The 26,896-nt window shown below is 63.7% G+C and carries 23 protein-coding genes; 18 read left to right on the plus strand and 5 right to left on the minus strand.

What is annotated here, in order from left to right:
- Positions 1–6: 6 nt before the first annotated feature.
- From SALA_RS04445 to SALA_RS04475, 7 genes are all read left to right on the plus strand, one after another.
- On the plus strand, positions 7–1,497 hold the full coding sequence (locus tag SALA_RS04445; RefSeq protein WP_192807450.1) for a class I adenylate-forming enzyme family protein: 1,491 nt from the start codon (positions 7–9) through the stop codon (positions 1,495–1,497).
- Positions 1,494–2,315 carry an SDR family NAD(P)-dependent oxidoreductase gene (locus SALA_RS04450; protein WP_011541188.1) on the plus strand — a complete coding sequence of 274 codons (822 nt, stop codon included), beginning with the start codon at positions 1,494–1,496 and terminating at the stop codon, positions 2,313–2,315. The genes SALA_RS04445 and SALA_RS04450 overlap by 4 nt, the downstream gene beginning before the upstream one ends.
- Positions 2,315–3,109, plus strand: coding sequence for an SDR family oxidoreductase (locus tag SALA_RS04455; RefSeq protein WP_011541189.1), 795 nt, complete (start codon positions 2,315–2,317; stop codon positions 3,107–3,109). Before SALA_RS04450 ends, SALA_RS04455 begins: the two co-directional genes overlap by 1 nt.
- A gap of 24 nt (positions 3,110–3,133) precedes the next feature.
- A complete protein-coding gene (locus tag SALA_RS04460; protein WP_011541190.1) occupies positions 3,134–3,928 on the plus strand; it encodes an SDR family oxidoreductase in 795 nt (264 codons plus the stop codon).
- 9 nt (positions 3,929–3,937) lie between these two features.
- Entirely contained in the window at positions 3,938–4,954 is a 1,017-nt protein-coding gene (locus tag SALA_RS04465; RefSeq protein WP_011541191.1) for a DUF2889 domain-containing protein, read from the plus strand.
- Positions 4,955–5,074: 120 nt separating this feature from the next.
- Positions 5,075–7,495 (plus strand): TonB-dependent receptor, encoded by a 2,421-nt coding sequence (locus SALA_RS04470; protein WP_011541192.1) that lies wholly within the window; start codon positions 5,075–5,077, stop codon positions 7,493–7,495.
- A gap of 85 nt (positions 7,496–7,580) precedes the next feature.
- Positions 7,581–8,831, plus strand: coding sequence for an MFS transporter (locus tag SALA_RS04475; protein ID WP_011541193.1), 1,251 nt, complete (start codon positions 7,581–7,583; stop codon positions 8,829–8,831).
- A gap of 34 nt (positions 8,832–8,865) precedes the next feature.
- Here the strand turns inward: SALA_RS04475 and SALA_RS04480 are convergent, their stop codons facing one another.
- Entirely contained in the window at positions 8,866–9,984 is a 1,119-nt protein-coding gene (locus tag SALA_RS04480) for an amidohydrolase family protein (RefSeq protein WP_011541194.1), read from the minus strand.
- Positions 9,985–10,104: 120 nt separating this feature from the next.
- On the opposite strand from SALA_RS04480, the gene SALA_RS16415 reads away from it, so the two are divergent.
- The 7 genes from SALA_RS16415 (at position 10,105) to SALA_RS04515 (ending at position 18,276) form a co-directional block, all read left to right on the plus strand.
- Positions 10,105–10,821, plus strand: a complete 717-nt coding sequence (locus tag SALA_RS16415; RefSeq protein WP_011541195.1) for a FadR/GntR family transcriptional regulator — start codon at positions 10,105–10,107, stop codon at positions 10,819–10,821.
- Positions 10,818–12,044 carry an alpha/beta fold hydrolase gene (locus SALA_RS04490; protein WP_011541196.1) on the plus strand — a complete coding sequence of 409 codons (1,227 nt, stop codon included), beginning with the start codon at positions 10,818–10,820 and terminating at the stop codon, positions 12,042–12,044. The genes SALA_RS16415 and SALA_RS04490 overlap by 4 nt, the downstream gene beginning before the upstream one ends.
- Before the next feature lie 63 nt (positions 12,045–12,107).
- Positions 12,108–13,325: a thiolase C-terminal domain-containing protein gene (locus SALA_RS04495; protein ID WP_011541197.1), complete on the plus strand. Its 1,218-nt coding sequence runs from the start codon at positions 12,108–12,110 to the stop codon at positions 13,323–13,325.
- A gap of 1 nt (position 13,326) precedes the next feature.
- Positions 13,327–13,755 carry a Zn-ribbon domain-containing OB-fold protein gene (locus tag SALA_RS04500; RefSeq protein ID WP_011541198.1) on the plus strand — a complete coding sequence of 143 codons (429 nt, stop codon included), beginning with the start codon at positions 13,327–13,329 and terminating at the stop codon, positions 13,753–13,755.
- Positions 13,756–13,759: 4 nt separating this feature from the next.
- Positions 13,760–15,967 (plus strand): CoA transferase, encoded by a 2,208-nt coding sequence (locus SALA_RS04505; protein ID WP_041383087.1) that lies wholly within the window; start codon positions 13,760–13,762, stop codon positions 15,965–15,967.
- Positions 15,964–17,343 carry a phosphotransferase family protein gene (locus SALA_RS04510; protein WP_011541200.1) on the plus strand — a complete coding sequence of 460 codons (1,380 nt, stop codon included), beginning with the start codon at positions 15,964–15,966 and terminating at the stop codon, positions 17,341–17,343. The genes SALA_RS04505 and SALA_RS04510 overlap by 4 nt, the downstream gene beginning before the upstream one ends.
- Positions 17,344–17,388: 45 nt before the next feature.
- The gene (locus SALA_RS04515; RefSeq protein WP_237700921.1) at positions 17,389–18,276 is read left to right on the plus strand and encodes a coniferyl-alcohol dehydrogenase; all 888 of its coding nucleotides are present in this window, start codon (positions 17,389–17,391) and stop codon (positions 18,274–18,276) included.
- Between the two features lie 22 nt (positions 18,277–18,298).
- Here SALA_RS04515 and SALA_RS04520 read toward each other — a convergent pair whose 3' ends face one another.
- Positions 18,299–18,955, minus strand: coding sequence for a TetR family transcriptional regulator (locus SALA_RS04520; protein ID WP_011541202.1), 657 nt, complete (start codon positions 18,953–18,955; stop codon positions 18,299–18,301).
- A gap of 116 nt (positions 18,956–19,071) precedes the next feature.
- Here SALA_RS04520 and SALA_RS04525 point away from each other — a divergent pair, with 116 nt between their 5' ends.
- The 4 genes from SALA_RS04525 to SALA_RS04540 are packed head-to-tail and all read left to right on the plus strand — an operon-like array spanning position 19,072 to position 22,808.
- Positions 19,072–19,854 carry an SDR family oxidoreductase gene (locus tag SALA_RS04525; RefSeq protein ID WP_011541203.1) on the plus strand — a complete coding sequence of 261 codons (783 nt, stop codon included), beginning with the start codon at positions 19,072–19,074 and terminating at the stop codon, positions 19,852–19,854.
- A gap of 25 nt (positions 19,855–19,879) precedes the next feature.
- Positions 19,880–21,250: an MFS transporter gene (locus tag SALA_RS04530; protein ID WP_153802637.1), complete on the plus strand. Its 1,371-nt coding sequence runs from the start codon at positions 19,880–19,882 to the stop codon at positions 21,248–21,250.
- Positions 21,247–21,642, plus strand: coding sequence for a Zn-ribbon domain-containing OB-fold protein (locus tag SALA_RS04535; RefSeq protein ID WP_011541205.1), 396 nt, complete (start codon positions 21,247–21,249; stop codon positions 21,640–21,642). Before SALA_RS04530 ends, SALA_RS04535 begins: the two co-directional genes overlap by 4 nt.
- Positions 21,639–22,808: a thiolase family protein gene (locus SALA_RS04540; RefSeq protein WP_011541206.1), complete on the plus strand. Its 1,170-nt coding sequence runs from the start codon at positions 21,639–21,641 to the stop codon at positions 22,806–22,808. Before SALA_RS04535 ends, SALA_RS04540 begins: the two co-directional genes overlap by 4 nt.
- A 72-nt stretch (positions 22,809–22,880) precedes the next feature.
- Here the strand turns inward: SALA_RS04540 and SALA_RS04545 are convergent, their stop codons facing one another.
- From SALA_RS04545 to SALA_RS04555, 3 genes are read right to left on the minus strand one after another with little or no spacing between them, the layout of a single operon-like run.
- The gene (locus tag SALA_RS04545; protein ID WP_011541207.1) at positions 22,881–24,113 is read right to left on the minus strand and encodes a CaiB/BaiF CoA transferase family protein; all 1,233 of its coding nucleotides are present in this window, start codon (positions 24,111–24,113) and stop codon (positions 22,881–22,883) included.
- Positions 24,114–24,127: 14 nt separating this feature from the next.
- On the minus strand, positions 24,128–25,603 hold the full coding sequence (locus SALA_RS04550) for an aldehyde dehydrogenase family protein (RefSeq protein ID WP_011541208.1): 1,476 nt from the start codon (positions 25,601–25,603) through the stop codon (positions 24,128–24,130).
- Positions 25,604–25,616: 13 nt separating this feature from the next.
- Positions 25,617–26,894: a cytochrome P450 gene (locus SALA_RS04555; RefSeq protein WP_011541209.1), complete on the minus strand. Its 1,278-nt coding sequence runs from the start codon at positions 26,892–26,894 to the stop codon at positions 25,617–25,619.
- Between the last annotated feature and the right edge of the window lie 2 nt (positions 26,895–26,896).

The following is a 26,896-nucleotide window of genomic DNA, read 5'->3' on the forward strand; positions in this document are numbered from 1 at the left end:
GCGCTGATGACCGAAAAGCTTCGTGCCATCATGGCGCTCGACCCCGACCGGAGCGAGATTGATTTCGAGGGAGTCGATTATAGCTGGCGGCAGATCGCCGACGCGGTGCGCGCCATTGAAACGGCGCTCGCCGATATGGGCCTGCCCGCCGATGCACGCGTCGGCGTCCTGCTTCGCAACCGGCCGGGCCATGTCGCGGCGATCGTGGCAGTGCTTTCGACCGACCGTTGCCTGGTAACATTGAACCCCATTCTACCCGACGCGCGCCTGTTCGCCGATGTCGAGGGGCTGGCGTTGCCGGCCGTCATCGCCGATGCGAGCGATCTGGCGCGACCCGGCCTTGCCGGGGCGCTAACGAACGCGGGGTCGGCGGTGATCGAGATCGGACCGCGGCTGGAGGGCGTCCGTGTGGTGCAGCAAAAGCTGCGGCACGCCGACCAAGTCTCGCCCGGCGTCGCCATCGAAATGCTGACCAGCGGCACTACCGGCCCGCCCAAGCGCGTGCCGCTCAGCCGCGATGCCTTCGACGCCAGCTTTCGTGGATTCATGCGCTATGAACGGGGGCGCAGCTTCGACGATCCACCGCGGCTGAGCTCGGGCTGCACCATGATCGTCAATCCGCTGACCCACATCGGGGGTATTTACGGCTGCATCGGCGCCCTTGCGGCCGGGCGAAAAATTGCGCTGCTCGAAAAGTTCAGCGTCGAGGCGTGGGTTGGCGCGGTGAAGCGCAACCGCCCGGCGGTCGCGCCCGCGGTTCCATCGGCGGTGCGGATGCTGCTCGACGCCGATCTCGACCCCGACGATCTGTCGAGCCTCAAGTCACTGATTTCCGGTACTGCGCCGCTGTCACCCGATCTGGTCGACGCCTTCCTTGCCAAATATGGCATCCCCATCTGCGCCAACTATGGTGCGACCGAGTTCGCTGGCGCCGTGGCCGGGTGGAATATCGACGATTTCCGGAAGTTCTGGACTGAAAAGCGTGGTTCCGTGGGGCGCATCCACGCCGATATTGAAGCGCGCGTCGTGGATGCCGACAGCGGTGCGGAACTGCCCGCCGGTCGGGAAGGGCTGCTCGAACTCAAGGGGCAGCAGCTCAACAATAACATGCAATGGCTCCGCACGACCGATCGTGCCGTGCTGGACGCTGATGGCTTTCTTTTCATCAAGGGGCGGGCCGACAATGCGATCATTCGCGGCGGGTTCAAAATCCACCCGGATGATGTTGTTCAGGTGCTCAACATGCATCCTTCTGTTCGCGAATCCGCCGTGGTCGGAATCGACGACGATCGGTTGGGCGCCGTACCCGCCGCAGCGATCATCCTGAAGGATGGAACCGATGTGCCGACCACCGCCGACCTGAAGGCGTGGCTGAAGGAACGCCTGATTGCCTATCAGGTGCCGACCCGCATCCAGATCGTCACCGACTTTCCGCGCACGCCGTCCATGAAGCCCTCGGCACCGGGCCTGCGCGCCCTTTTTGCGGAGGATGAATGATGGAAGATTTTTCGGGCAAGGTGGTAATCGTCACCGGCGGCGGACGCGGCGTAGGGCGCGGTGTCGCAAAGGCTTTCGCGGCGGCGGGCGCCAAGGTCATGCTCGGGGCGCGCACCATCTCGCATGCGGAGGACGTAAAGGCTGAGATTGAAGCGACGGGCGGTATCGCCGAATGTTTCGCCGCCGACATCGCGCGCCACGCCGATTGCCGCGCACTGGTCGATGCGGCGGTTGAGGCGTTTGGCGGCGTCGACATCATCGTCCATGCCGCCGCCGACATTCCGCATGGCGGGGTTGGCGAGGTCGACGACGAGCGGCTGGAGGCAGGCTTTGCCAGCATCGCCAAGGCCGCCTGGTGGCTGCTCGACGCCGCGCGGCCGCATCTGGCGAAGGCGCGGGACGGCGGCCGCTTCATCGCGATCGGATCGGTCAACGGCACCTTCAATGTCGTCCCCAACATGACCGCTTACGGGATGGCAAAGGCGGCGCTCGACGCCTTCATCCGTGCCGCGGCGGGCGATGTGGTCGGGGAGGGGATTACCGTCAACGCGATCAATCCCGGCCTGATCGCCAGCGACCGCGCCAAGGCGGTGCTCGGCGACGATGGGTTGGCGGCCTATGGCTCGACGGTGCCGGTGGGCCGGGCCGGCACGCCCGAGGACATTGCCCACGGCTGCCTGTTCCTGGCTTCGGCGCGATCCGACTATATCACCGGCACGACGATCAAGATGGACGGGGGCTCGACCGTCGCGGCATCGCCGGGGCGGAACGACATTCTTCAGGAGCGGCTGAAACGTCAGCAGGGAAAGGCCCCCTGATGGACCTTGGCATCGCGGGCAAGGTGGCGCTCGTCTTTGGCGGCTCGAAGGGAATCGGCCTCGGTTGCGCGCATGAATTTGCGCGGGAAGGCTGCCGCGTCGTGATTGCCGCCCGCACCCAGGCGACGATCGACGCCGCCGTCGCCGAAGTGCAGGCGACGGGCGGTCAGGCGATCGGAGTGTCGGCAGATTGCACGACGAAAGATGGGATAGGGCGGGCGGTGCAGGCGGCGACCGATGCGTTCGCCCCGCCCGACATCCTGATCTTCAACGTCGATTCCGGTCCGAAGGGAAGTTTTCTCGAAGTCGATGACGATATCTTTGCCGCCGCCAATACCAACAATGTCATGGCGTTCCGCTGGGCGGTGCAGGCGGTGTATCCGTATATGCAGTCGCGCCAATGGGGACGCATCCTGACCATCGGCACCAACTCGGTAAAAGCGCCCCATCGCAAGCTCCCGCGCGCCGCCCAGAACACATATCGCGTCGGTGCGCTGGCGCTGTCGAAAACCCTGTCGGCCGAACTCGGCCCCTTTGGCATCACCGTGAACACGCTGGGAACCGGTGCAATCGCGACGCCGCAGTTCAAGGAGGTATTCACCAGGATCGCCGAAAAGCATGGCCAAAGCTACGACGAACATATCGCCGAACGAACGAGCCAATACCCGATCCCGCGCATGGGGACGCCGGAGGATATGGCGGCGGCAGCCGCTTTTCTGTGTTCCGACCGGGCGGGTTTCATCACCGGCCAGGTGCTGGTCGTCGATGGCGGCAATCTGGAAGTTCTGCAATAACCGAAAAATGAAGGAAAAAGGAAGATGAAGCTCGATAACAGCATCGCCGCCGTCGTGACCGGGGGAGCGTCGGGACTTGGCCGGGCAAGCGCCGAGGCGCTGGCCCAGAGCGGCGTCAAGGTCGCCATTTTCGACGTGAATGAAGAGGGCGGACGCGCTGTCGCGGAAGCAATTGGCGGCATATTCTGCAAGGTCGATATCACCAGCGAGGATTCCGTCGTCGCGGGATATGAGGCGGCGCGCGCGGCGCATGGTCAGGAACGCATCCTTGTCCACTGCGCGCAGATTTCAAAGGGCGGAAAGACCGTGCGCTATGACAAGGCGAGCGGTGGCTATGTTCGCTATTCGACCGAGGATTATGCCTTTTCGGCGCAGGGCATTCTGATCGCCAGCTATCGCCTCGCGTCATTGGCTGCGCTTGGCATGGCGAATGCCGACCCGCTGAACGATGACGGCGAGCGCGGGACGATCATCCTGACCGCTTCGGCTGCGGCGCAGGACGCGCAGATCGGCCAGGTCGGTTATGGTTCGCTCAAGGCGGGCGTGAACGGCCTCGTTCTGCCGATGGCGCGCGACTTGATGGACCTTGGCATACGGGTCAACTCCATCATGCCGGGAATATTCGCGACTCCGCCGATGCTGGCGGTCAAGGACAGGGCGCCCGCCATCTTTGAAGGGCTCGCCGCGTCGGTGCCTTTCCCCAAGCGGTTGGGAAAACCCGAAGAGTTCGGCAGCCTGGTGCTGGAACTCGCGCGTAACAGCTATTTCAACGGGCAAAATCTGCGGTTGGACGGCGCCATTCGCATGCCGCCGAAATAGGAGCGGTCGGTGAACGCACCCCAGCAGTTTCCGTTTGCGCGCCAGTCCGCCGGTCCGGCTCCGCTGCGTCGTCCCGGTTCGATCCGCCGCACGACGTCGATCGATTCGGACTGGCCCGACGGTTTCGGTCAGCCGTGGGTGATGACCGGCCGCGCCCGTGACCTCCTGACCCCGTTCGAAGGCGGCGATACCCCCTTGGCGGAGGGCGGCTTTCGCATTCTGGCTTCGCCGGCACGGGAAATACTCGAGATTGCGATCGAACCGGAGCATCCCCGTGCCCGGGAATTGGTGGGGGTGCGCGCGGGCGGCGCCAGCCGTCAGGCTCTGGCCGAAATACTGGGCGATCTGAGCGGCACGCCGACCTTTCAACTCCTCGACGATTATGCCGGCGCCAGTCTGGTCGCGGGCTGGATATGGTCGCGCTGGAGCGATGACTGGCATGACCGAATGGCAAGCCAGCGCCAGAAATCCCCCGGAGCAAGCAAGGGGCGCATGGTCAATATCTGTACCGGCTTCGCCGAAGGCGGCAGTTCGCTGAACGAGGATGGCAGCGTCGACCACAGCGACCAGTCATCAACCGAAGTGGGGCCGCTCGCCAATCCCGAAGACCCGCAGGGCTGGCACGCCATGCCGGTGCAGGAAGGCCGCCCGCTCGCCCGGCGCGCGCGGCGGATCGATGTATGGCGGGCCGAAGGCGTGCTGAAAGTCGATGCCGCGTTTCAGGACAGCGGTCCCAATCCCCAAGGCTCGCGCACGGCCATTCACGAATATCGCGTTTATGGCGAAATCGAGGAAGGCAGCGGGAGGTTGCTGTCATTGCAGGCGCTGCCCCACATCCTGCCATTCCGGGAATGTCCCGGAGCATCGATGAAGGCGGCGCGCATGGTGGGTAAACCCGTCGGCGATTTTCGGCAGGCGGTGCTCGATACGCTCGTCGGCACGATCGGTTGCACGCATCTCAACGATGTCTTGCGGGCGCTCGCGGACGTTCCGCGGCTTGCACGAAGCCTGCCCCGCGGAGGGTGATGAGCGTATTTCTGCCGATTTCGACGTGAAATCCGTAATTGACTTGTCTGTCTTGTTAGACTTAGTTATATAACTGGACAAGCGAGGACGGCAGGAAGCCTCGCGGGGAGGATGTTGGCCATGAATATCAACCACAAGCGTGATGCGTCCCGGATGCTTGCGACCGTCTCGGTCGCCGTCCTGGCTCTTACCAGCACGTCTGCCTGGGCGCAGGAAGCTCCCGCTCCGGCTCCGGCGGACGAGACGATTTATACCGATGATGCGATCGTCGTCATCGGCGTGACCAAACAGAGCGCCAATATTCAGGACACGCCAATCGCAATTACCGCGTTCAGCGGCGAAATGCTGACCGAACAGGGAATCGGCAAGGTCGAGGACATTGCGACCTTCACGCCCGGTTTCAACATTCGCGGGGCGGGCAATAATCCGACCGCGCTGACCCTTTCCATGCGCGGCCAGATCCAGAACGACACGCTGGCAACGCTGGAACCGTCGGTCGGCACCTACCTCGACGAAATGTATGTCGCACGTGCCTATGGCCTCAATGTCGAACTCGTCGATGTCGAAAGCGTACAGGTGCTGAAGGGGCCACAGGGCACGCTCTTCGGGCGCAACACGTCCGCCGGTGCGGTGCTGATCCAGACGGCCAATCCGCGCTATGACGAGTTTTCCGGCAAGGTGAGCGCCACATACGGCCGCTTCGACGAGCGCACGGGGCAGGCGGTGCTCAATCTCGGCCTGTCGGACAGTCTCGCGATCCGCGGTGCGCTTTATTACCAAAAGCGCGACGGCTTCAAAACCGATGTCGACACGGGCGCCAAATACGAAGGACGCGAAACCTGGAATGGCCGCGTCAAGCTTGGCTGGCGGCCGACCGAGAATCTGGAAATCATCCTGTCCGGCGAATGGTATGACACCTTCATCGACGGCCCGGCACGCCAGAATCTCTTCTTCAACGCCCCGCCCAACTTCGGTGCCGCCAAGCCCATCGTCGATGGCATCGCCGCCGCCGACCGGGCGCAGTTCGACGGCAATCCGAACCGCGTTGCCATCACGCCGCCGGGCGCGGTGCCGGGCGCCGATCCGCGCGGCATCTTCAACGATACGCGCACCCAGACCTATTCGGCGAAATTCATTCTCGACACCAGTTTTGGCCAGATCCGCTGGATCAACGGCTATCGCGGCGTCCAGAGCGAAAATCTGATCGACCTCGACGGCAGCAGCTTTAGGGCGCACTTCACCGAGGGCCGGCAGGATCTGAAGCAATATTCGTCCGAGCTGCAACTGACGGGAACGGTGTTTGATGACCGGCTGAATTTCGCCAGTGGCCTGACCTATTTCCGCGAAACGGGTTTCGACCAGTCCCGTTCGAACCTCTTCGGCGCCACCTTCGCAGCGGGGCCGACGGTTCCGGCGCAGTTTGTGGGTGCGACGAGCTGGTCGAACTTCTCGGGTTCGCTCGATAACGACAGCTTCGGTATGTATGCCCAGCTCAATTACGAGCTGACCGACGCATTGCGCGTCACAGGCGGTCTGCGTTACTCGATCGACGACAAGCGCGTGACGACCCAGTCGGGCAATGTCGCGAACAATACCGATGTCTTTGTCAATTGCAGCCCGCCCACGGTGGCCGTGCCTTGTCTGCGCAGCAGTCAGGAAACCTTCACCAACCTGTCGTACACCATCGGTGTCGATTATGACGTGACCCCGGACATCCTGGTCTATGCCAAGCACAGCAAGGGCTATCGTTCGGGTGCGTTGCAGCTTCGCACACTGACGCTGGCGGATTCGATCCCGTCGCAACCCGAACTGGTCTATGAACAGGAAGTAGGCATCAAGACGACCTTCCTCGACGGTCGCGGCACGTTCAACATCGCCGGCTATCACAATGTCGTCAAGGACGCGCAGCGCAGCCCGGTCCTGGCGCCGAACGGTCAGAGCCAGACCGTGATCGAGAACGCCGACACCGAAACCTGGGGGCTCGAAGCGGATGCCTCGATCGAGGTGGCCGACGGCTTCACTCTCTTTGCTTCGGGCGCACTCACCGATCCCAAATATACGCGCTACGAAGGCCGCGGCGTCTCCGGCGCGTTCGGCAGCCAGGTGATCGTGCCGATCGACAAATCGGATTATGATTTCGTGGGAATCGTCGAAAAACAGTTCTCGGTCGGTGCCAATCTGTCGAAGGATCTGGGCAGCGTCGGCCTCGACGCCAACGTCGTCTACGCCTGGCAGGGCAAGATGCCGCAGATCGAACTTCCCGAAGCGCTGCTCACCTCGACGGGCATCGGCGGGCTGGGACTGACCCCGGCCCAAGCGGCCCAGGTCGCCGCCGTGTCGGACTCGGGCTCACTCGGCATTCTTAATGCTCGCGTGGCGCTGAAGTTCGGGCCGGAGAAAAATTTCGAGCTGGCGCTGTGGGGCAAGAATCTGACCAACGATCAGGAGCAGCAATATACGCTGCTGCTCAGCAACATTTATATCGGCACCTCCTATAACGAACCACGCAGCTATGGCGTGACCGCCAGCTATAAATTCTAGGTCCACAAGGGGCGCTCCTGCGGAGCAATTTGGGGAGGGACGGGCGACCGGACCTCCCCTTTTTTGTTGATGGAAGAGATAAGGCATGAAGGCGGATACAGGCAGTCGGCGCGGCATTACCCTGGCGCTGCTCGCCGTGGTGGCGATCGTTTCCTATGTGGACCGGCAGGTGTTCACGCTGTTCCAGGACGACATCAAGGTCGAATTGGGACTGACCGACGGGCAGCTCGGTCTGCTTACAGGGATCGCCTTTGCCGCCTTTTATGCGCTCGCGGCCTTTCCCATCGCGCGTTACGCGGATCGCGGGGATCGCCGGTTGGTCATCGCGCTATGCGTGTCTTTCTGGAGTCTGGCGACGATTGCCTGCGGCATGGCGCAGAATTTCTGGCAGATGATGCTGGCGCGCATCGGCCTGGCGGCCGGGGAGGCCGGGGCGGGACCGGCGGGCAATTCGCTGCTGGTCGAAATCTTTCCGAAGGAACGCCGTACCACCGTCATCTCGACCATGCTGGCGGCCAATGCGATCGGCCTGTCAGGCGGCCTCGCCCTCGCGGGGTGGCTCGGCCAATGGTATGACTGGCGCGCCGTTTTCGTGATTGTCGGCGCACCCGGTATCTTGCTGGGCCTCGTCGTCTGGATGTTTGCCGCCGAACCGCGGCGGCGCAGCGGCCCCGCGCCCGAGATGCCGCCGCAAACCAGCCTTGGCGAGGTATTGCGGACAATCGCCGGCAATAGGTCGCTGCGCTGGGTTGGCCTGTTGCTGTCGATGGTTCCGGTTGCCGGTTTCGGCTTCATTTTGTGGGGAGCATCCTTCTTCCGCCGCGTCCACGAAATGGACCGGGCGGAAACCGGATTCTGGCTGGGCGGAGCAATGGCGATCGGACTGGTCGTCGGCAATTTGTTCGCAGGCTGGTTCAGCGATCGCTATGGCAAGGCGAACCCGCGCTTCAACGGCGGGTTCGCGGGCATTGGCTTGCTGATTTCCTTTCCGTTCGGCTTGACCTTCGCTTTGACCGACAGCGCCTATCTCGCGCTCGCCTGCTTCGTCGTCGTCAAATTCATGATGACATTGCACCTCGGCCCGATCATCGCGCTCAGCTTCGCGCAGGTGCCGGGCCATATGCGGGCGATGATGTCGGCCACGATCAACATGATGATCGGCCTGGCTGGAGTCGGGTTGGGCGGTACGGTTGCCGGGCTGCTGAGCGAATATTTCATGCCCGAATATGGCGATCTGTCGCTCCAGCCGGCGCTGGCTGTCCTGTCGGTTTGCCTGCTGGTGGGCGGCGTAGCTGCGATCATGGCGGGCCGGACGGCGAAACCGATCGAAGAATAGCGCCATCCGGCCCGTGCGAAGAGCGCGGGGCGGGTTACGCCGCCACCGCCGTTGCGCTTGTCTGCACCACCGGATCGATACCGAACAGCCGCGCGGCGTTCAGGCCCAATATGTCGCGGCGGACCGCTTCGCTGACGTCCAGTCCTTCGAACAATTCGTCGACGACGCGGCGGCTGATCGGGAATGTGCCCTCGGCATGGGGATAGTCCGATCCCCACATGACGTTCTTCGCGCCGGCCAACCCGGCGGCGGCCGCGGTGATGCAGCCGCGATCGTGCTGGAAGCTGGCCCACACCTGGTCATCGATGATCTGGCTGGGCGCGCGGTCGAGCTTGGGGCGCACAAATTTGGCGTGCGCGACCGACACCTCGTCCATCCGCTCGGCAAGCGCGACGAGCCAGCTCGCACCGCTTTCGATAAAGGCAACCTTCGCGCCGCGATTGCGGTCGAGCACGCCGCCCGCGACAAGATACATCACGCTGCGCTGGGCGTCGTTCATCTGGTTCGCATAGTTGATGATCGCGGCGCCGGGCCCGCGCTCGACCACCACCGTCTCCAGACCGGTGCCGGTGTGCATGACGAACACGATACCGAGGGCGGCCGCTTTCGCGAATACCGGATCCCACGCCTCGTCATTATATTTGGGCAAATTGCCGGGCGTCGTGGCGGGCAGCATCGCGGCGGTGAAGCCCTTTGACGCCAGATAATCGAGCTCGGCAATCGTGTTTGAAAAATCGAGCACCGGCAACATGCCGCACCGCACGAACCGGTTCGGATGGGCGCCAAGAAAGCGGTCGTTCCAGTCGTTGTAAAGCCGCGCCGACGCCGCTTCGGCCTCTGCGTTCTCGAGGCAGTAAAGCCACAGACCAAGCGAAGGGAAACAGATTTCGGCGTCGATCCCTTCCAGCTCCATATCGTCCAGGCGACCGGGGATTTCGCGGATACCTTTGCGCTGGGAATCCCCCAGTTCCTGCTCGCGATGCTGCCCGATGCGGAGGCGATGGATAATCTTGTCCCTGGTCCCGGTGATCAAATACTCCCCCTCCTTGCGCGAATGGATCGCATGATCCTTCAACGAGGCGGGGAGTCCGTCGAGAAAAAGGTCGGCGGGTTCCATGATATGGCTGTCGGCGCTGAAAACAAAGGGTTTCACGGGGCAATCTCCTCTCGACTCGCGTCTGATCTTTGAGCGATTAAAAGATACCTAGTTATATAAGTCAAGCAAAGAATATCATGGATTATCGACGAACATGAGGTTAAACAGATATCTGTTATGGATATAGCTTCGCATCCACCGACTCACGGCGAAACCCTGGTCAGCCGGACCGCAAGGGCGCTTTCCGACCTTAGCCTGTCCGTCGCGCCCGGTGATTATCTTGGCGCGGAGGGGGAGTTGCTGGAACGGCTGGCGGTCAGCCGCCCGACGCTGCGGCAGGCAGCCAAAATCGTCGAGAGCGATCGTCTGATCCGAATCCGGCGCGGAACCGGGGGCGGATATTTTGCCGACCGGCCCGACGCGCGCGATGCGATACGCTCGCTCATCCATTTCCTGCGTTTGCGCGGCGCTACCCTCGCCGACGTGATCCAGGTGACGCGCCCAATCGGCGAGGAGGCGGCTGCCGCTGCCGCACGGCTGCGAACGGCGGCGGATGCAAAACAGGTGGCGGCGTTCGTCGCGACCATCGACGACCGGGACAGCGCGCGCGAGCTGATTGCCGGGGAAGTCGAAATGGCGCGCATGATTTCGGCGCTCAGCGGCAATCCGGTGATCGAGCTGGTGATGGAGATCGGTTACAGTTTCGGGCTGGGAGAACGCGGCTTTGATCTTTATTCCGATGCCGATCGTCGTGCCCGCGCGCGCGCGCTGCAACGCAGCCTGCTCACCGCTATCGCCGACGGCGATCCCGAAGTCGCCCGGCTCATGATGCGGCGGCGGTCGGCTCTGTTCGATAGCTGGCTGGAACCTGACCGAAGGGAAGACACGGCATGAGTGTTACCGAATATCGCGGCTTTGCGGGTGTCCGGCTGGAAGCCGAAATCCGGGGTTCGGCGGATGATCCCGCGGTGCTGCTGGTGCATGGCGCCGGTCAGACGCGCGGCGTGTGGTCAGGGGTTGCCGAGGCGCTTGAGCGGGCGGGACGGCGGGTGATCAGCCTCGACCTGCGCGGGCATGGCGGCAGCGAATGGCCCGCCGACGGACGTTATGATTTCGATGCGATGGTCGAGGATCTGCGCGCAGTGCTCGCCCAGCTCGGTAGTCGGCCCGTCGTCGTCGCGGCCACGCTGGGCGGCTGGATCGCGACCGCCGCCCTGGAACGCGACGCCGCGCTTCTGGCATCGGGTCTGGTGCTCGTCGACGTGCCGCTCGCGCTCGATGCCGAGGTGGCGCGGCGTATCGGCGCGCGCCTGCGCGAGGCAGCAACGCTGGCGCCAGGACAGGCGCAATGGGACAGCCGGTTGCTCGACGCCTTCGATAGCGAGGCGGTGGTCGAACGGCTGGCGGGGGCGCCCCGGGCGATTGCGCTGCCGACCCTCTATGTCCGCGGGGGGCTTTCCGAACTGGTGCCGTCCGATGACGCGGCGGCCTTTGTCGCGACATTCCCCGACGGTGAGCTTGCCGAGGTCGAGGATCGGGCATTCGTCGTTGCCGACGACCGCAGCGAGGCATTTGGTGGCTATCTTATCGACTTCCTTGAACGCCGCGCGCCGCGCGCGTCACCCGAGTATCGCGAGGGGTCGGATGCGCGCAGCTTTCGCGACGCGCTCGGCTGTTTCGCGACCGGCGTGACCGTCGTGACCGCAATGTGCCCCGACGGAACGCCGGTCGGCCTGACCGCCAACAGCTTCACATCGGTCTCGCTCGATCCCCCGCTGTTGCTCGTATGTATCGCCAACAGCGCGGGAAGCGCGCCCTTTCTGCGCAAAGCCGATCGCTTTGCGGTCAATGTCCTGCAAATCGGACAACAGCCGACCTCGAACCGCTTTGCGGGCAAGGGAGAAGACCGCTTCGGCGCGACGCCCTGGATGGTGGGCGAATTCGGCACGCCAGTGCTGACCGGGTCGCTCTCCAGCTTTGAATGCGCGCGCGAAGCGGTGCATGACGGTGGCGATCATTTCATCCTCGTCGGTCGCGTTCTGAAGGCGATTTTCGAACCTCGCCGGGACCCGCTTCTCTATTTTCGCGGAAAATATCGCAAATTGCATTTCGCGTGAGGGCTGGACAAACCGCTTCAAGCTTCATATCAAACCTAGTTATACAAGTAAGAAGGGAAGCGGATGGCCTGGGTACATCAGGACAAGTGCGCCATCGTTGGCGTCGGGGCGACGGATTACTACGTCCGAGGCAAAAGCTGGCCGCGCACGATCAACGATATGGCGGCCGAAGCCATCATGAAGGCCTGTGCCGACGCGGGGATCAGTCACCGGCAGATCGACGGCTTCGCTTATTATTCGACCGCGGGCGCGGGTTATCTCGACAAATTCGATACGGCCAGTCTGATGGAAACATTGGGTATGCCGCATATCGGCTTTTCCGCGACGCTGACCAGCGGCGGCGGTGGATGCGTCGGCGCAATCGGGTTGGCGACCGCCGGGCTGATGAACGAGGATTGCACTTACACGGTCACGTTGATGGCGCTCCAGCAACTGCCGCAGCATCGGCTGGGCGTCGTGTTCGGGGCGGCGGCGCCGAGTCCCGAAAACAGCTTTCTCCAGCCCTCGGGGCTGGTCGGTCCCGGCCATCTGATGTCCATGCTGACCCGCCGGCACATGCATCTTTATGGCACCAGGCCCGAAGCGTTCAAGGAAATCGTCCAGGCCACGCGCGCCAACACGCATAACCGTCCCAAGGCGATTCGAAAAAACCCCCTGTCGGACGAGGAGTATTGGAACTCCCCGATGCTCGCCGATCCGCTGCGGCGGCTGGATTTCTGCCTGGAAACCGACGGGGCGGTTGCGGTGATCACCACGACCACCGAGCGCGCGAAGGACTGCCGCCACAAACCGGCGCTGGTCCATGCCTGTGCGCATGGCGGCCAGCGCGAGTGGGGCCGGGCCTTTGCGTGGATGGGGATGCCCGATCCCTATTTCGCGAGCGCGGGCCATGAATTCACCGCGAAACGCATTTGGGCGCAGTCGGGCCTGTCGGCCAAGGATATGGACGTTGCGCTCCTCTATGACCATTTCTCCCCAATGGTGCTGATGCAGTTGGAGGATTACGGCTTTTGCGAGCGCGGCGAGGGGAGCGATTACGTCCTGTCGGGCAAGCTCCGCTATGATCCGGCGACCGGCGGAAAGGTGAATGGCGGTGTGCCGGTGAATACCCACGGCGGCAATCTGAACGAAGCCTATATCATCGGGATGACGCATCTGGTCGAGGCGGTCGAACAGGTACGCGGCACTGCGATCAACCAGATTGCGGACGCCGAATTCGCCCTTGCGTCGGGTGGCCCTGCCGCGTTGCCCGTTTCCAGCCTGATCCTGAGGAGGGACTGACATGGTTTATGGCCCCGCGCGCCTGCTTCCCGGCGATCAGATCCAGATCACCACCAACCCCGATACCGAACCTTTCTGGCAAGCGGCACGAGAGCACAGGCTTACGGCCTGTCAGTGCGGCGAGTGCGGCGCGTTCCGGATGCCGCCCACGCCCGTCTGCCCCCATTGCGGCAGCCGGAAAAAGGACTGGCCGACGCTTCCGGGCACGGCGACCGTCTTCAGCTATGTCATTTGCAACAAGAATCCGAAGACGGGGGAGGATTTTGTCTATGTTCCCGTGGTCGTCGATCTGGACGGTGCGCCGGGGGCGCGGCTCAACGCAAATGTCACCGGCTGCGATGCCGAAGAGGTGCATATCGGCATGAAGGTTGCGGTCGAATGGACGCCGATTCAGGAGGATTGGGTGCTGCCCAATTTCCGCAAGGCCTGACCCGATGCTTGGCGACCTGAATATCGTCGAAATTGGGGAGGGGATGGCGGTCCAGGTTGCCGGCCTCATGCTGTCCGAGCTGGGGGCCGACGTTTTGAAGGTCGAACGGCCCGGTGGCGATCCCGCGCGCGGCACCGCACCCTTTGCCAACTGGAACCGGGGCAAGCGCAGTCTGGTTCTGGATCTGGACGATGCGGGCGGGCGCGAGGCGCTGGCCGAACGGCTGGCGGGCGCCGATGCGCTGCTGCACCAGTTTACCCCCGCGCGTGCCCGCGCGCTCGGCCTGGACGACGCCAGCCTTGCCCGAACCTATCCCCATCTCGTGGTCTGCGCGATCACCGGATCGCCGATGGGCCATCCCGATGTCGAACGCAGCGACGACGAACTGCTCGTCGCCGCACGGATCGGCGCGCTCTATGAAAATGACGGCTATCGCGCGGGGCCGATCGTCTATCGCTATCGGCAGGGGAGTTGGGCGGCCGCGCATCTGGCCGCCGCCGGCATTCTGGCGCGGTTGGTCATGCGCCTCCGGTCGGGGCGCGGCGGCGCCGCCCACACCTCGATTTTTCAGGGCTATATGTCGACGCTGCCGCTGGTCTGGGCGCGCAACAGCGAAGGCCCGATGCCCAACCCCGAAACCTATCCGCCCGACCAGGCGCGACCGATCGCGCAACAACTGTTCCAGTGTCAGGACGGCGACTGGTTGCAGATCATGGATCCCACCCGCCAGTTCGATTATGCCACCATGCCGACGATGTGGGAGGTGATGGCCGAAGCGGACATCGACCTCGAAACCCCGCAAGGGGTGGAGGACGCCTTTCGCCGTCGTCCGCTTTCGGACTGGCTGGCCGATCTTCGCGCCGCCGACATCGCTGCCGAACCCGCCTATCCGATGGGCGAGGTGCTGCGGCACGAGGAGGTGATCGCCAATGGCTATGTCATTGAAGTCGATGATCCGCAGCTTGGGCTGACCCGCCAACCCAACACACCCTTTCACAGCGACGCCGATCTGCGGCAAGGCCGTCCCGCGCCGCGGCTTGGCGAGGGTGGCGAGCGACGATGGACGGCCAGGGTCGCCTCCTCCGCTAGCGGCGCACCCTCCCAGGTGCTCGAAGGCGTCCGGGTGCTTGATTTCGGCATGTTCCTTGCGGGGCCGATGGGACCGTCGATGATGGGCGACATGGGGGCGAACGTGATCAAGGTGGAGGCGCTGACCGGCGACCGCATCCGCTTCATGCACCGTTATTTTCAGGCGGCGGCGCGCTCGAAGCGCAGCCTGGCACTCGATCTTCGCAAGCCGGAAGCGCAGCCGATATTGAAACGCCTCCTCGAATGGGCCGAAGTCGTACACCATAATATGCGCTTCAAGGGTGCGGCCAAGCTGGGGTTGAGCGAAGAGGGCATTCGCGCGCACAATCCCAATGTCGCCTTCAACTATTCCAGCGCCTATGGCCAGCGCGGGGCGCGGGGCAATTGGCCGGGTTATGATTCCATCTTCAACGCGATCGCAGGCTGGGAACTCGAAAACGCCGGAGAGGGGAATAGACCGATTTTCAACCGTCCGGGCACGATGGACGTGTCCACTGCGCAAAGCTGCCTCGTCGAACTGACGGCGTCTCTCTATGCCCTGCGGACGACCGGACGCGGCTATACGACGCAAACGTCGCTGCTCGGGCTTGCGGCCTTCACGCAGGGCGAGCGGCTGATCGGGCCGGACGGAGAACTCACCGAAACCTATCACCTCAGCAGGGATCAGACCGGCTTTTCGCCCTGGCACCGCATCTATGCCTGCGCGGATGGCCAATGGATCGCGGTGGCGGCCCATACGCAAAAACGCCGCGATGCCATGGCCGGGGTTTTCGGTGTGGGCCCCGCGGATTTCGAACGGGTTGCCCGCGAACGCAATTCGGGCGATCTGCTCGCCGCGTTGGAGACAGCCGGCGTGCCGGTGGATCGTGTCAGCTTCGACGATGCGATGAACCGTTTTTTCGACGATCCCGTCCACCGGGAAATGGGTCTGGTTTCGGTTCTGCCGCAGCCGCTGTACGGCATCGTCGAGCAGCCCGGCGCTTTCTGGAACTTTGGCGACACGCCAATTGCATTCCGCTATTGCTGTCCGGCCGTAGGTGAGCATAGCGATGAAATATTGCGCGAAATCGGCTTTTCGGATGTCGAGATCGCGGAGTTTCGCGCTCAGGGAGTTGTCGGATGACGAGGCTCCCCGCCTCGCTGCTTCCCGAAGGGCTGACCGCTGCTGTCGAAGAGGCCAGCGGCGCGCGGGTCGTCGCGGTTCGACCGCGCGGCGGGGGCGGCGCCTCGCGCGACGGGGCGGAACTGGATCTGGCCTGGCCCGACGGACGCACCGCCAGCGCCTATATGAATTACGACGTCCATCGGGCGGGGGCGGGCGATGATGCGTCCTTCCTGCGCGAGGCTGCAGTTTTGCGCGCGCTGTCGGGTCCGCTGGCGTTGGCCGGGGTGCGCGTCGCGCCCTATTATGCCTCAGTGCCAGATCAACGCGCGCTCGTTTGCGGGCTGGTTGCCGGATGCGACCGTTTCGGCGCGATCACCGATCCGGTTCAGCGCGATGCGCTCGCCGCCGATTTCATGGCACAGCTGGCCGCGCTCCATCGCATCGACATTGCGAAACAGCCCATCGAAGGCATGGGACCGATCGAATCCGCCGATGTGTTTGCGCGGCGCCGTATCGCCGGTCTGCGCGCGGGGAACAGCGGCCGCGCCTGGGATCCGTTGATCCATCTTGCGCTCGATTGGCTGGAGGCCAATATCCCCGCCGACATGCCGCCGCCGGCCATCGTTCACGGTGACGCCGGGCCGGGCAATTTCCTGTTCGAAGGCGACCGCGTGACCGCGTTGCTGGACTGGGAACTGGTCCATTATGGCGACCCGATGGCCGATCTGGCGATGCTCTGCTTGCGGATGCTGTTTCAGGGCTTCGTGCCCTTGCCCCAGGCGTTCGCGGCATATGAAGCGGCGGGGGGGCATAGCGTCGACCGCGCGCGGCTGCGCTTTTGGCGGCTTTTATTTCAGACGGCTTTCGCCCGGCGTTCGCGCTACGACGATCCCGACGCCCCGCCGCCGCCCAATCTCGGCATGAACCTCGTCTATTCGACGATCCACCGCCGCGTTCTGTCGCAGGCGCTGGCAGAGGCGGCGGGGGTCGCCTTGCCGCCAGTGGCGATGCCCGATGCGGCGCCGGGCGCCCATGATCGCAGCTTTGCCGTCGCGCTCGACGATATTCGCGACACGATCGTCCCCCGCCTTTCGGACCAGCAGGCGGCGGTTAAGGCAAAAGGCTTGGCGCGGCTCATCAAATGGTGGCGGGCGATCGAACGCTATCAGCCAGGCTTCCACGCTGCCGAGCGGCTGGAGATAAGCGCCGCGCTGCGACGCGATTTTCCGGATCATGGCGCGGCCTGGTCGGCCTTCTGTCAGGCGGTAAGCGACGGCGGCATCGAAACGGAAGCAGCGATCATCCTCTGCAACGCGCACGCCGCCAGGGAAGCCGCGTTGCTTGCCGATTCGATGGGCGGCCTTGCGGAGACCAGGCTGGCGCCGCTCGACTAGGGTCCTGACCCTGGAACTCCCCGATCGATTTTTGACACTATGTCAATGGCGCGTCTTGTTCGATTTCTATTTGATTTTCGAGAAAAACTAGAAGTGAGAGAGGGTGGTATGGCAAAGGATATTCTGGGCTACGCGGGCAAACGTGTCGTCGTCATGGGTTGCTTTTCGGGAACTGGCGAAGCTTGCGCGCGATTGCTGGTGGAACTGGGCGCCGAGGTGCACGGCGCCGACATCAAGCCCTCGCCGGTCGGCCTTGCTTCCTTCACTGAAGTCGATCTGAAAGACCCCGAGGCGATTGCCGCCGGTATCGCGAAGATCGGCGGCAAGATAGACGCCGTTTTCAACGTCTCCGGCCTGCCACAGACCTTTCCGGGCGAGGATGTCATTACGGTCAACTTCCTGGGCATTCGCGCATGGACCGAAGGCTGGATTCCGCACCTCAACCCAGGCGCCGCGATCGTATCCGTGTCGTCGCTCGGCGGCATGAAATGGCTGACCCGTCAGCCGCTGCTGCGCGAACTCCTCGCCATTACCGATTTCGACGAAGCGCGGAAATGGTATCGCGAACGCGCCGAGGAGATCGGCGATCCCTATAGCCTTGCCAAGGAAGCGGTGAATACCTGGACCCAGGTTCGCGCCCCCGACCTGATCGGGCAGGACATCCGCATCAATTGCACGATGCCCAGCCCCATCGACACGCCGATGCTTGGCGAATTTCGCAAGGTCGCCGGGGATGCGGTGCTCAGCGCCTTTGCCAAGGCAAAGGGACGCTATTCGACAGCCGAGGAACAGGCATTGCCGTTGATCCTGCTAAACAGCGATGCAGCACGCTTCATCAGCGGGGTGTGCCTGCCCGTCGACGCGGGCCTGGCTGGCGGACTGGCGACGGGCGTGCTCGACATTCAGAAAATGATCGCCGAGGCGTCGGCTTGACCGGCGCGGGGTCTGCTGAACGTCAGTCCCTGACGCCCAGCATCATCGCGAGGCTGTGCGCCGCTGCGGCTTTCAGACTGGCGTATCCGACGCGATCTTCCTCCCGGCTCATCGGCCCGATCGCCGAAAGGCGTTCGAGCATCATCAAGATCGTGCCGGCGCAGGCGCGCGGCGAAAGCGACGCCGGGATGCGCCCGGCCGTCTGCGCGCGCTCGATCTGGTGACTGATCGCATTCATGATCGGCAAGGCCTGCGTCATCCGGGCCTCGTAAAAACGGTCATCGCCCTCGTCGGCAGCCAGGTTGCGGACGACGAAGATCGTGCGATTGTTGTTCCAAAGGGCGGTATATTCTTCGACAAAGGCGGCAGCGGCCTCGGCCCCACCCGGCGCCAGCCAGTCGCGCGCCATCAACGCCTCCAGTTCGGGAGAGGTCTGGCTGCTATTTTCCAGCGCCGCGAGCACCGCTTCGGGCACCCCCTTGAAATAGACATAGAAGGTTGCGGGCGACGTATTCGCGGCGCGCGCGACATCAACCACCGACACATCGCGCAGTCCGTGCGTTTTCAGCAGCTCGACCGTCGCCTCAATCAATTGTCGCCGTGTCCGCTGTCCCTTTGCCCCCAGCTTGCGACCATTTCGTTCGGGCGCGGGAGCTTGCGCGAGCGCCGGTTCGTTCATCAATAGCCTGTCCTGCCCCAATTTTCGCCCATCATCCTAACAGCGGGGTTGCGATATGGCAAAAAATTGACGTATCGTCAAAAATAACAGGAAAACACGGAAATCGGGGATTCGGGATGGAAAGGCTGGCTGGCAAGGCCGCGATCGTAACCGGCGCGTCAAAGGGGATGGGGCGGCATTTCGTTGCCGCGCTGGTGGAAAACGGGATGCGTGTCGCCTGCCTTGCGCGGCCTTCCGACGAACTGGCATCGCTGGCCGACGATTTCGGGGAAGCGGTGCTGGCTCTGCCTTGTGACGTTACGGTTCCCGAAGCCGTCGATAGAGCCGTTGCACGGGCGGTGGAGGCGTTCGGCCACCTCGACGTGGTGATTGCCAATGCCGCCGTCTATCACCCCTTCGCTTTCGAGCAAGGCAGCGACGACATGATCCGCAACCATGTCGATATCAATGTCCTGGGGGTTGCCTGGCTGATCCGCGCCAGCATTCCGCACCTGCGCGCCACCGGGGGACAGATCGTCGCGATCAGCAGCGAATCGGTGCGAATGCCCTTTCCGATGCTGGCGCTTTACGCTGCGACAAAGGCAGCAGTCGAAACCCTGTGCAACGGGCTGCGCGACGAGCTGCGATCCGACGATATTCGCGTCACCATATTGCGTTCGGGTTCGGTGAAGGGCGGTTCGGGCGGAAAAGCCTGGTCACAGGAAACCGTCGCCGCCTTTTACAAGAAAATCGTCGAAACCGGCCACGCTGCAATGAGCGGGGACTCGGCGACCCCGGAATCGATGGCCGAAGCCTTGCTGGCCGTCATCGGTCTGCCAGCCGACATCGGCGTCGATCTCATCGAGGTGCGCGCCGCACAGGAAGGGGCGCCCGAGGGAGCAAAGCAGGTAGCCGAATAGGGTGGGGGACCGGCGCAACCTGCCGTTGTTGATCGGCGCCCTCTGGGTCGCGGAAGTCACCGGATCGTTCGAAACGGCGATGATCCTTGCCGCGCTCAAGCGGCTGATCGAGGATTTCGGCAATCCGGCGATGGTGGGCTGGCTGATCACCGGCTATCTGATCGTCGGCGCGGCGATCGCCGCGGTGGTCGGCCGCCTCGGCGACCTGTTCGGGCGACGCCAGACGCTGATCATTGTATTGACGATCGGCGCGATCGGTTCGTTGATCAGCGCCCTGTCAACCAGCTTTCCCGTCCTCTTGGCGGGCCGCCTGATGCAGGGCGTTACCGGCGCGATCCTGCCGCTCTGTATCGGGCTGGTGCATGAAAACATGTCGAGGGACCGGGCGCCGATGGGTATCGGACTGATGATTTCCGGTGCATCGATCGGCACGGCGGCGGGGCTTGTCGTCGGCGGAATGATCGTCGACAGCTTTAACTGGCATGGGATATTCTTTGCCAGCGCGGGCCTGTGTGTGACCGCCGCGCTCGCCACCCGCGCTTTCGTCCCGGCCTCGCCGCGTCAATATGGCGGCGCCCCGGTGGACTGGATTTCGGGCTTGGCCTTTGCTCCCGGAGTGGCGCTCGTCCTCGTTTACTTCAGCATGGGCAAGACGTGGGGCTGGTCCAGTGCGTGGACCCTCGGGCCGCTGTTGACGGGCGCCTTGCTGCTGTTCTGGTGGATGCGGCACAGCCTTGCCAGCCCCAATCCTCTCATCGCGGTCCGCAGCTTTTCCAATCGTACGATCGCGATCGGCGGGGCGGTGACGGCGCTGGTGTCGATGGGGACGCTTCAGATCACCGTCTTTTTCTCCCTGCTGATGCAGGCGCCGACCTGGACCGTCGCCGGGCTGGGATTTTCGGCGACGCTCGCGGGCCTTGCGAAGCTGCCCTCGAACCTCAGCTCGACCTTCGCGGGGCCGCTCGGCGGCTGGCTCGCGGGGCGCGGCGGCGGCCGTTTCGCGCTGGTTGTCGGCGGCGCGCTCACCACGGCGGGCTGGCTCGTCTGGTTCCTGCTCGATGTGAACAGCTTTCCGATGGTCGTCGCACAGCTCATCCTGATTTCATTCGGCGCGACGATGCTTTTTTCGGTCGCGCCGACGATCATCGCACAGGCGTCGCCGCCCGAGCGGATCAGCGAGATTTCGGGAATGCTGACCGTCATTCGCCAGCTTTTCCTGGGCATCGGTGCCCAGATGGTCACGACCCTGCTCGCGGTGGATGTCGTGCGCCGCGGGGACGAGGTCTATCCCTCGCCCTTTTCCTACGATCTCGCCGTCACGGCGATCGTCGCACTGTGCGTCGGCGCGATCCTGATCGCCTTCCTCCTTCCCCGCTCCATCAGGGAAACGCCATGAGACCTCTTCCCGAACTCACACCCGAAAACACCGCCTTCTGGACCGGCGGCGCGCAGGGTGAATTGTTGATCGCGCGCTGCGACGACTGCGATCATGCCATTCATCCGCCGCAGCTCGTCTGCCCCAAATGCTGGGGCACGGCGGTAAAGAGCCGGGCCGTCCCCGGCACCGGTACGGTCTACAGCTTTACCGTCAACCACCAGCCCTGGGCGCCGGGAATGGCGGTGCCCTTTGCCCTCGCGGTTGTCGATGTCGATGAAGCGCCGGGCGTCCGTATTACCGCTGAGGTGGTGAACGCACCCCCCGAAAGCGTCCATATCGGCCAGCGGATGCGCGCGGTTTTCCACGCGATCGACGACATCTGGTTCCCGCAGTGGGAGCCCGTCCAATGAGCATCAACGCCGCGATCACCGGGGTCGGCATGTCCGACATCGGGCGAAAGACCGGGCGCCCGGCGATGCTGCATCTGGTCGAAGCCGCGAGGCGCGCGCTGGACAGCGCCGGACTGACAAGGACCGACATCGACGGCATTTGCACCTATCCCGGAAAGGCGGACAATTCGCCCGGCATGTCGCCCCTGGGCACGGGGGAAGTCCGCAATGCGCTGGGCCTCAGGACTCGCTGGCACAGCGCGATCCCGGATGGCCCCTCACAGATGGCGCCGATCATGGTCGCGGCAATGGCGGTCGCGACGGGGCAGGCGCGGCATGTCCTCTGCTTTCGCGCGCTTACCGAAAGCAGTTCGCAAACCGCGGCGCAGCGGGCCAGCATTCCCGGATCGGGCCGGGCGCGGCTTGGTGGCTGGTACAGCTATCTCGTTCCCGCCAATGCCATGTCGGCGTCGAACTGGGCGGGCTGGATGGCGACGCGCTATTTTCACGAATTCGGAATGACGCGCGAGCATCTGGGGATGGTCGCCACCGGCCAGCGCGCCTTTGCCCGGCACAATCCCGCTGCGGTAATGCAGGCGCCGCTGACGATGGAGGATTATCTGGGCGCGCGAATGATCTCATCGCCCCTGGGGCTTTTCGACTGCGACGTGCCGATCGACGGGGCGTGCGTGGTCATCGTCTCGGCCGCCGACGCCGCAAGGGATTGCGCACGGGCGCCGCTGACCATCGAGGCAATGGGGTCGGCGCTCGAATCGCAGGAAACGTGGGACCAGCGCGCCGACCTGACGACAATGGGCGCGCACGATGCCTGCGCCGACCTGTGGTCGCGCACCGACATGAAACCGGCCGATGTCGACGTGCTCGCCCTTTATGACGGATTCAGCATTTTCGTGCCCTATTGGCTGGAGGCTTTCGGTTTCTGCGGGCATGGCGAAGCGAAGGATTTCATTGCAGAGGGGCATATCGGACCGGGCGGGCGCTATCCGGTCAATACCGGCGGCGGCCAGTTGTCGGGCGGGCGCCTGCACGGCTTTGGCCTGCTGCACGAAGCCTGCGTGCAGCTATGGGGCGAGGGCGGCGGCCGCCAGGTAAAGGATGCCAAAGCCGCCGTCTGCGGAATGGGTGGCGGGTTTATCGCAGGGTCGATGCTGATCAGGCGGGATTAAACAGCCTTTGCGCCCCACGCGGCGCTGATCATCCCGACACGAAGCGGAGGATCCGCCATGCTCGCTTCCGTTTCAGGCGATCGCCTTGCTGGACTTCAGCGCTTCGATCCGCTCCCAATCGAGGCCCAGTTCCATCAGGAACAATTCGGTATGTTCGGAAGCTTCCGGCGCGCGACAGTTTTCGACGCCCGCGCGATCGAATTGCACCGGATTGGCGACGAGCCGGATCGGCGGACCGCCATCGGCGCTCTCGACCTCGAAAATCAGGTCGTTGGCCAGCACCTGTTCGTCGCTGGCAACATCGTGCACCGATTGATAGGCCGCCCATTGGCCCTTCATCGTCTTGAGCTGCCGGGTCCAATAATCGAAGGGCTTTGCCGCGATCGCCTCCTTGACGAGCGGATAGGCTTCGGCAGCATTCGCCATGATCGCTTCGGCGGTGGAAAAGCGTTCATCCTTCGCCGCCTCCGGGATGCCCAGATGGCCGAACACATCCTCGATATAGGGGCCGGGCGACAGCACGGTCAGGTTGATGAATTTCCCGTCCGATGTCTTGAATACGCCCATGAAAGGGTTGGTGCCGACCGCCTGCGCGTCGCCGGGCATCTGGTTTTCAAAGGGATCCCTGCCCAGTTCCATCGCAACATCGATCGAGCAGGCGGTGGCCCATATGCCGGACGACAGCAGCGACACATCGACCTCGGTGGCTTCGCCGGTGCGTTCGCGGTGGAACAGGGCCGCCGCGATGCCGCCCGCGATGTTCATGCCCCCGATCGTGTCGCCATAGGCCGGGCCGGGCTGGGTCAACGGGCCGTCGAGCGCCTTCGGCGTTACCAGCACCGCCGATCCGCCGCGCGCCCAATAGGCGGTCGAATCGAACCCGCCCTTGTCGCGTTCCGGCCCCTTGTCGCCAAAGGCGCTGCCGCGGACATAGATGATGTCGGGGTTGGCAGCGCGGATATGCTCGATATCGATCTTCAGCTTCTGCCGCGCCGACGGCAGATAGTTGGTCAGAAATACATCGGCGGTCTTGGCAATCTCGTACAGCAGCGCGCGGCCTTCTTCGGTCGAAATGTCGATGCCGACGCTGCGCTTGCCGCGATTGGGATGCTGCATCAGCGACGATCGCTGCGGATTGACCGCCAGCCGTTGCAGCATCTGGATACCGCGCTGTGCGTCGCCGCGCACGGGATGCTCGATCTTGATCACATCGGCCCCCCAGTCGGTCATCACGCCCCCCGCTGCCGGCACGAAGGTGAATTGTGCGACTTCCAGGACGCGGACGCCTTCCATTACCTTGGTCATGCCTCGTCCCTTTCCTATTCGGCGTGGAAACCGATCACCTTTTGATAGGTGAATTCGTTCAGGCCATCCTCGCCATATTCGCGGCCATAGCCCGACCGCTTGATACCGCCGAAGGGGGCATCGGACTGCATCGTGCCGGCGCCGCCGTTGATCGATACGCCGCCGGTCCGGATTTTGAGCGCCATCCGATAGGCCTGCCCGGCATCGGCCGAATAGATCGCGCCGGACAGGCCAAAATCGCTGGCATTGGCCAGGGCAATCGCTTCGTCGTCATCGTCGAAACCGATGACCGCCCCGATCGGTCCGAAAACCTCTTCCTGGGCCAGCCGGCTGTCATTCTTGACATTGTCGAACAGCGTCGGCTCGAAATAAAAGCCCTTGTCCAGCCCTTCCGGGCGTTTTCCGCCCGACACCAGCGTCGCGCCCTCGTCGCGGGCGATTGCGACATAATCCTCGGTCCGTTTGCGCGCGACTTCGCGGATCAACGGGCCGTAATTGACCGCGGGGTCGGCGGGGTTGCCGATCCTGATATGCGTCAGCATCCCTTTCAGCGCTTCGACAAATTGCGGCCGGACGCTGTTGTGGACCAAATGGCGGGTGGTGAGCGCGCAGCCCTGGCCGCAGTGGGTGGTGAACCCCATCAATCCCGCTGCGGCGGCCTTTTGAATGTCCGCGTCGCTGCGGACGATCAGCGCCGATTTGCCTCCCAGTTCCATCACGATCCGTTTCAGCGTCGGCGCCGCCTGCGCCTGGATCATCGCGCCGACCTTGTCCGACCCGGTGAAATGCACCAGATCGACGCGCGGATCGGTGGTGAGCAGCTTGCCGGTTTCGATGTCGCCGGTCACGATGCTGAGAACGCCTTTCGGCAATCCCACCTCGTCGGCGATTTCGCCCAGGATCAGCGCTTCCATCGGGGTGTAGGGCGACGGCTTCAGAACCACCGTGCAGCCCACCGCAAGCGCCGGAACGACCTTGCCGACGTTCAGGAAGAAGGGGAAATTATAGGGGGAAATGGCGGCCACCACCCCGACCGGCTCGCGGCTGACCACGCCGGTGCCCAGCGTTGTGCGGCCCTGCGCGTTCGGCGTGAGTTCGACGGGCAGCGGGGTGACGGCGGGCCGCGATGCCAGTTCCACCGTGCGCCGCGCATGTTTCATCGGGATGCCATATTGCAGGAACTCCGCCAGCATCCGCGTCGCGCCCGCCTCGGCAACGATCATGTCGACGATTGCGCCCTTGCGGGCATCCAGCGCGTCCAGAAAGCGGGTCAGGATTTTCTGCCGTTCGGCGACCGGCAGATGCGACCAGTCGCTTCTGTCGAAAGCATGGCGAGCAGCGCCGATTGCGGCTTCGACCTGCCGCGCGCTGCCGACCGGTGCCTCGATCAGCAGACTTTCGTCCGCGGGGTTGATCACCGCCTCGCGCCGATCGGTCTTCTCCCATTCGCCGCCCACATAGATGGCGTCGGCATATTTCAGAAATGGCATTCCTATTTCCTTGTCAGGCGGCCTTGCAGTCCCAAACGATGGGCAGATTGCGGATCGACAACAGGCTGGGCACCACCGTCGTATCCGCGCCCTCGCGCACGCGGAACTCGTACGGGATACGGGTGAACCATTCGTCGAGGAGCACGCGAAGCTCCCGCCGCGCCAGATGCGCGCCCAGACAGATGTGCACCCCGCCAGCCAATGTGAAGTGGCGGTTGTTCCTGCGCTCCGGGTCGAATTGATGGGGACATTCAAACTGTTGGGGATCAAAGTTCCCAGATGTGTTGAATGCCGTCACCCAGTCACCGGCCTTGATCTGTACGCCGTGCCATTCGAAATCGCGCTTCACCTTGCGCCCCGAATTGACGAGCGGCTGGGTGCGGAGAAACTCCTCGACGGCAGAGTTGATCAGCGACTTGTCCTCGCGGATCCGTTTCTGAAGCTGCGGGTGCATTGCGAAACGGCGGAACATCTGGCTGACCGTCGAGGCGACGGTATCGAGGCCGCCCAGCCACAGGAACCAGGTTATGCCGATCTTTTCATCGTCGGTGAGCGGGACGCCGTCGATCGAACCATTGGCGATATAGCTGCCCAGATTGGCATCCGGGCTGGCCTGCTTGTCGGCGATGAAGCCGCGTAGATAGGCCAGCACAGCTGTCAGCGCCTCCACCTTCTTGTCGATCCGGTCGTCGTGCAGAATGGCGAACTCCCAGTCGAGGAACTGGTCGAACATGGTGAAGGGGAAACCCATCAGATCCAGAAAGACGCGCACCGGGAACACGCGCCCGAAATCATAAGCAATATCGACCTCGCCCCTGTCGGCGAACTGGTCGATCATCCCGCCGATGATCTCGCGGATGCGCGGTTCGCGCGCATTCATCGCAACGGGGGTGAACCAGGGGTTCAGGAACTTGCGGTAACGGCCATGATCGGGCGGGTCGATGCCAAGCGGGATCGACGGAAAGGTTTCGCCGGCCAGTGCCTGGAACTGGGCGACGCCTTCGGAGGAGAAAAGCTCGTTATCCTCATAGACGCGGCGAATATCCTCATATCGGGTCACGACCCACGCGCCGTGCCGGTTGCCGCTGATCGGCCAGGGATAATAATGGATGCGCGGAAAGGCCTCGTCGCGCACCACGTCCATCGGGCGATAGGGCTCGGCCAGGTCGTTGGGGACGATGCCCGCCGCGAAGCGGGTGTCGAGCACAAGGTCGGGCGGGACATGCGCGGGGGCGGGCGGGGCATCGGCGCCCGCCCGTGCCACCGGACAGCGTTCGGCTAGACTGGTCATCG

The sequence above is a fragment of the Sphingopyxis alaskensis RB2256 genome (assembly GCF_000013985.1).
In the GTDB taxonomy this organism is placed as follows: domain Bacteria; phylum Pseudomonadota; class Alphaproteobacteria; order Sphingomonadales; family Sphingomonadaceae; genus Sphingopyxis; species Sphingopyxis alaskensis.

Bases quoted from the DNA above. Each gene is read 5' to 3' on its own strand.
- SALA_RS04445 (WP_192807450.1), top strand. From the start codon at position 7: ATGACCGAAAAGCTTCGTGCCATCATGGCGCTCGACCCCGACCGGAGC.
- SALA_RS04450 (WP_011541188.1), top strand. From the start codon at position 1,494: ATGATGGAAGATTTTTCGGGCAAGGTGGTAATCGTCACCGGCGGCGGA.
- SALA_RS04455 (WP_011541189.1), top strand. From the start codon at position 2,315: ATGGACCTTGGCATCGCGGGCAAGGTGGCGCTCGTCTTTGGCGGCTCG.
- SALA_RS04460 (WP_011541190.1), top strand. From the start codon at position 3,134: ATGAAGCTCGATAACAGCATCGCCGCCGTCGTGACCGGGGGAGCGTCG.
- SALA_RS04470 (WP_011541192.1), top strand. From the start codon at position 5,075: ATGAATATCAACCACAAGCGTGATGCGTCCCGGATGCTTGCGACCGTC.
- SALA_RS04475 (WP_011541193.1), top strand. From the start codon at position 7,581: ATGAAGGCGGATACAGGCAGTCGGCGCGGCATTACCCTGGCGCTGCTC.
- SALA_RS16415 (WP_011541195.1), top strand. From the start codon at position 10,105: ATGGATATAGCTTCGCATCCACCGACTCACGGCGAAACCCTGGTCAGC.
- SALA_RS04490 (WP_011541196.1), top strand. From the start codon at position 10,818: ATGAGTGTTACCGAATATCGCGGCTTTGCGGGTGTCCGGCTGGAAGCC.
- SALA_RS04495 (WP_011541197.1), top strand. From the start codon at position 12,108: ATGGCCTGGGTACATCAGGACAAGTGCGCCATCGTTGGCGTCGGGGCG.
- SALA_RS04500 (WP_011541198.1), top strand. From the start codon at position 13,327: ATGGTTTATGGCCCCGCGCGCCTGCTTCCCGGCGATCAGATCCAGATC.
- SALA_RS04505 (WP_041383087.1), top strand. From the start codon at position 13,760: ATGCTTGGCGACCTGAATATCGTCGAAATTGGGGAGGGGATGGCGGTC.
- SALA_RS04510 (WP_011541200.1), top strand. From the start codon at position 15,964: ATGACGAGGCTCCCCGCCTCGCTGCTTCCCGAAGGGCTGACCGCTGCT.
- SALA_RS04515 (WP_237700921.1), top strand. From the start codon at position 17,389: ATGGCGCGTCTTGTTCGATTTCTATTTGATTTTCGAGAAAAACTAGAA.
- SALA_RS04520 (WP_011541202.1), bottom strand. From the start codon at position 18,955: ATGAACGAACCGGCGCTCGCGCAAGCTCCCGCGCCCGAACGAAATGGT.
- SALA_RS04525 (WP_011541203.1), top strand. From the start codon at position 19,072: ATGGAAAGGCTGGCTGGCAAGGCCGCGATCGTAACCGGCGCGTCAAAG.
- SALA_RS04535 (WP_011541205.1), top strand. From the start codon at position 21,247: ATGAGACCTCTTCCCGAACTCACACCCGAAAACACCGCCTTCTGGACC.
- SALA_RS04540 (WP_011541206.1), top strand. From the start codon at position 21,639: ATGAGCATCAACGCCGCGATCACCGGGGTCGGCATGTCCGACATCGGG.
- SALA_RS04545 (WP_011541207.1), bottom strand. From the start codon at position 24,113: ATGACCAAGGTAATGGAAGGCGTCCGCGTCCTGGAAGTCGCACAATTC.
- SALA_RS04550 (WP_011541208.1), bottom strand. From the start codon at position 25,603: ATGCCATTTCTGAAATATGCCGACGCCATCTATGTGGGCGGCGAATGG.
- SALA_RS04555 (WP_011541209.1), bottom strand. From the start codon at position 26,894: ATGACCAGTCTAGCCGAACGCTGTCCGGTGGCACGGGCGGGCGCCGAT.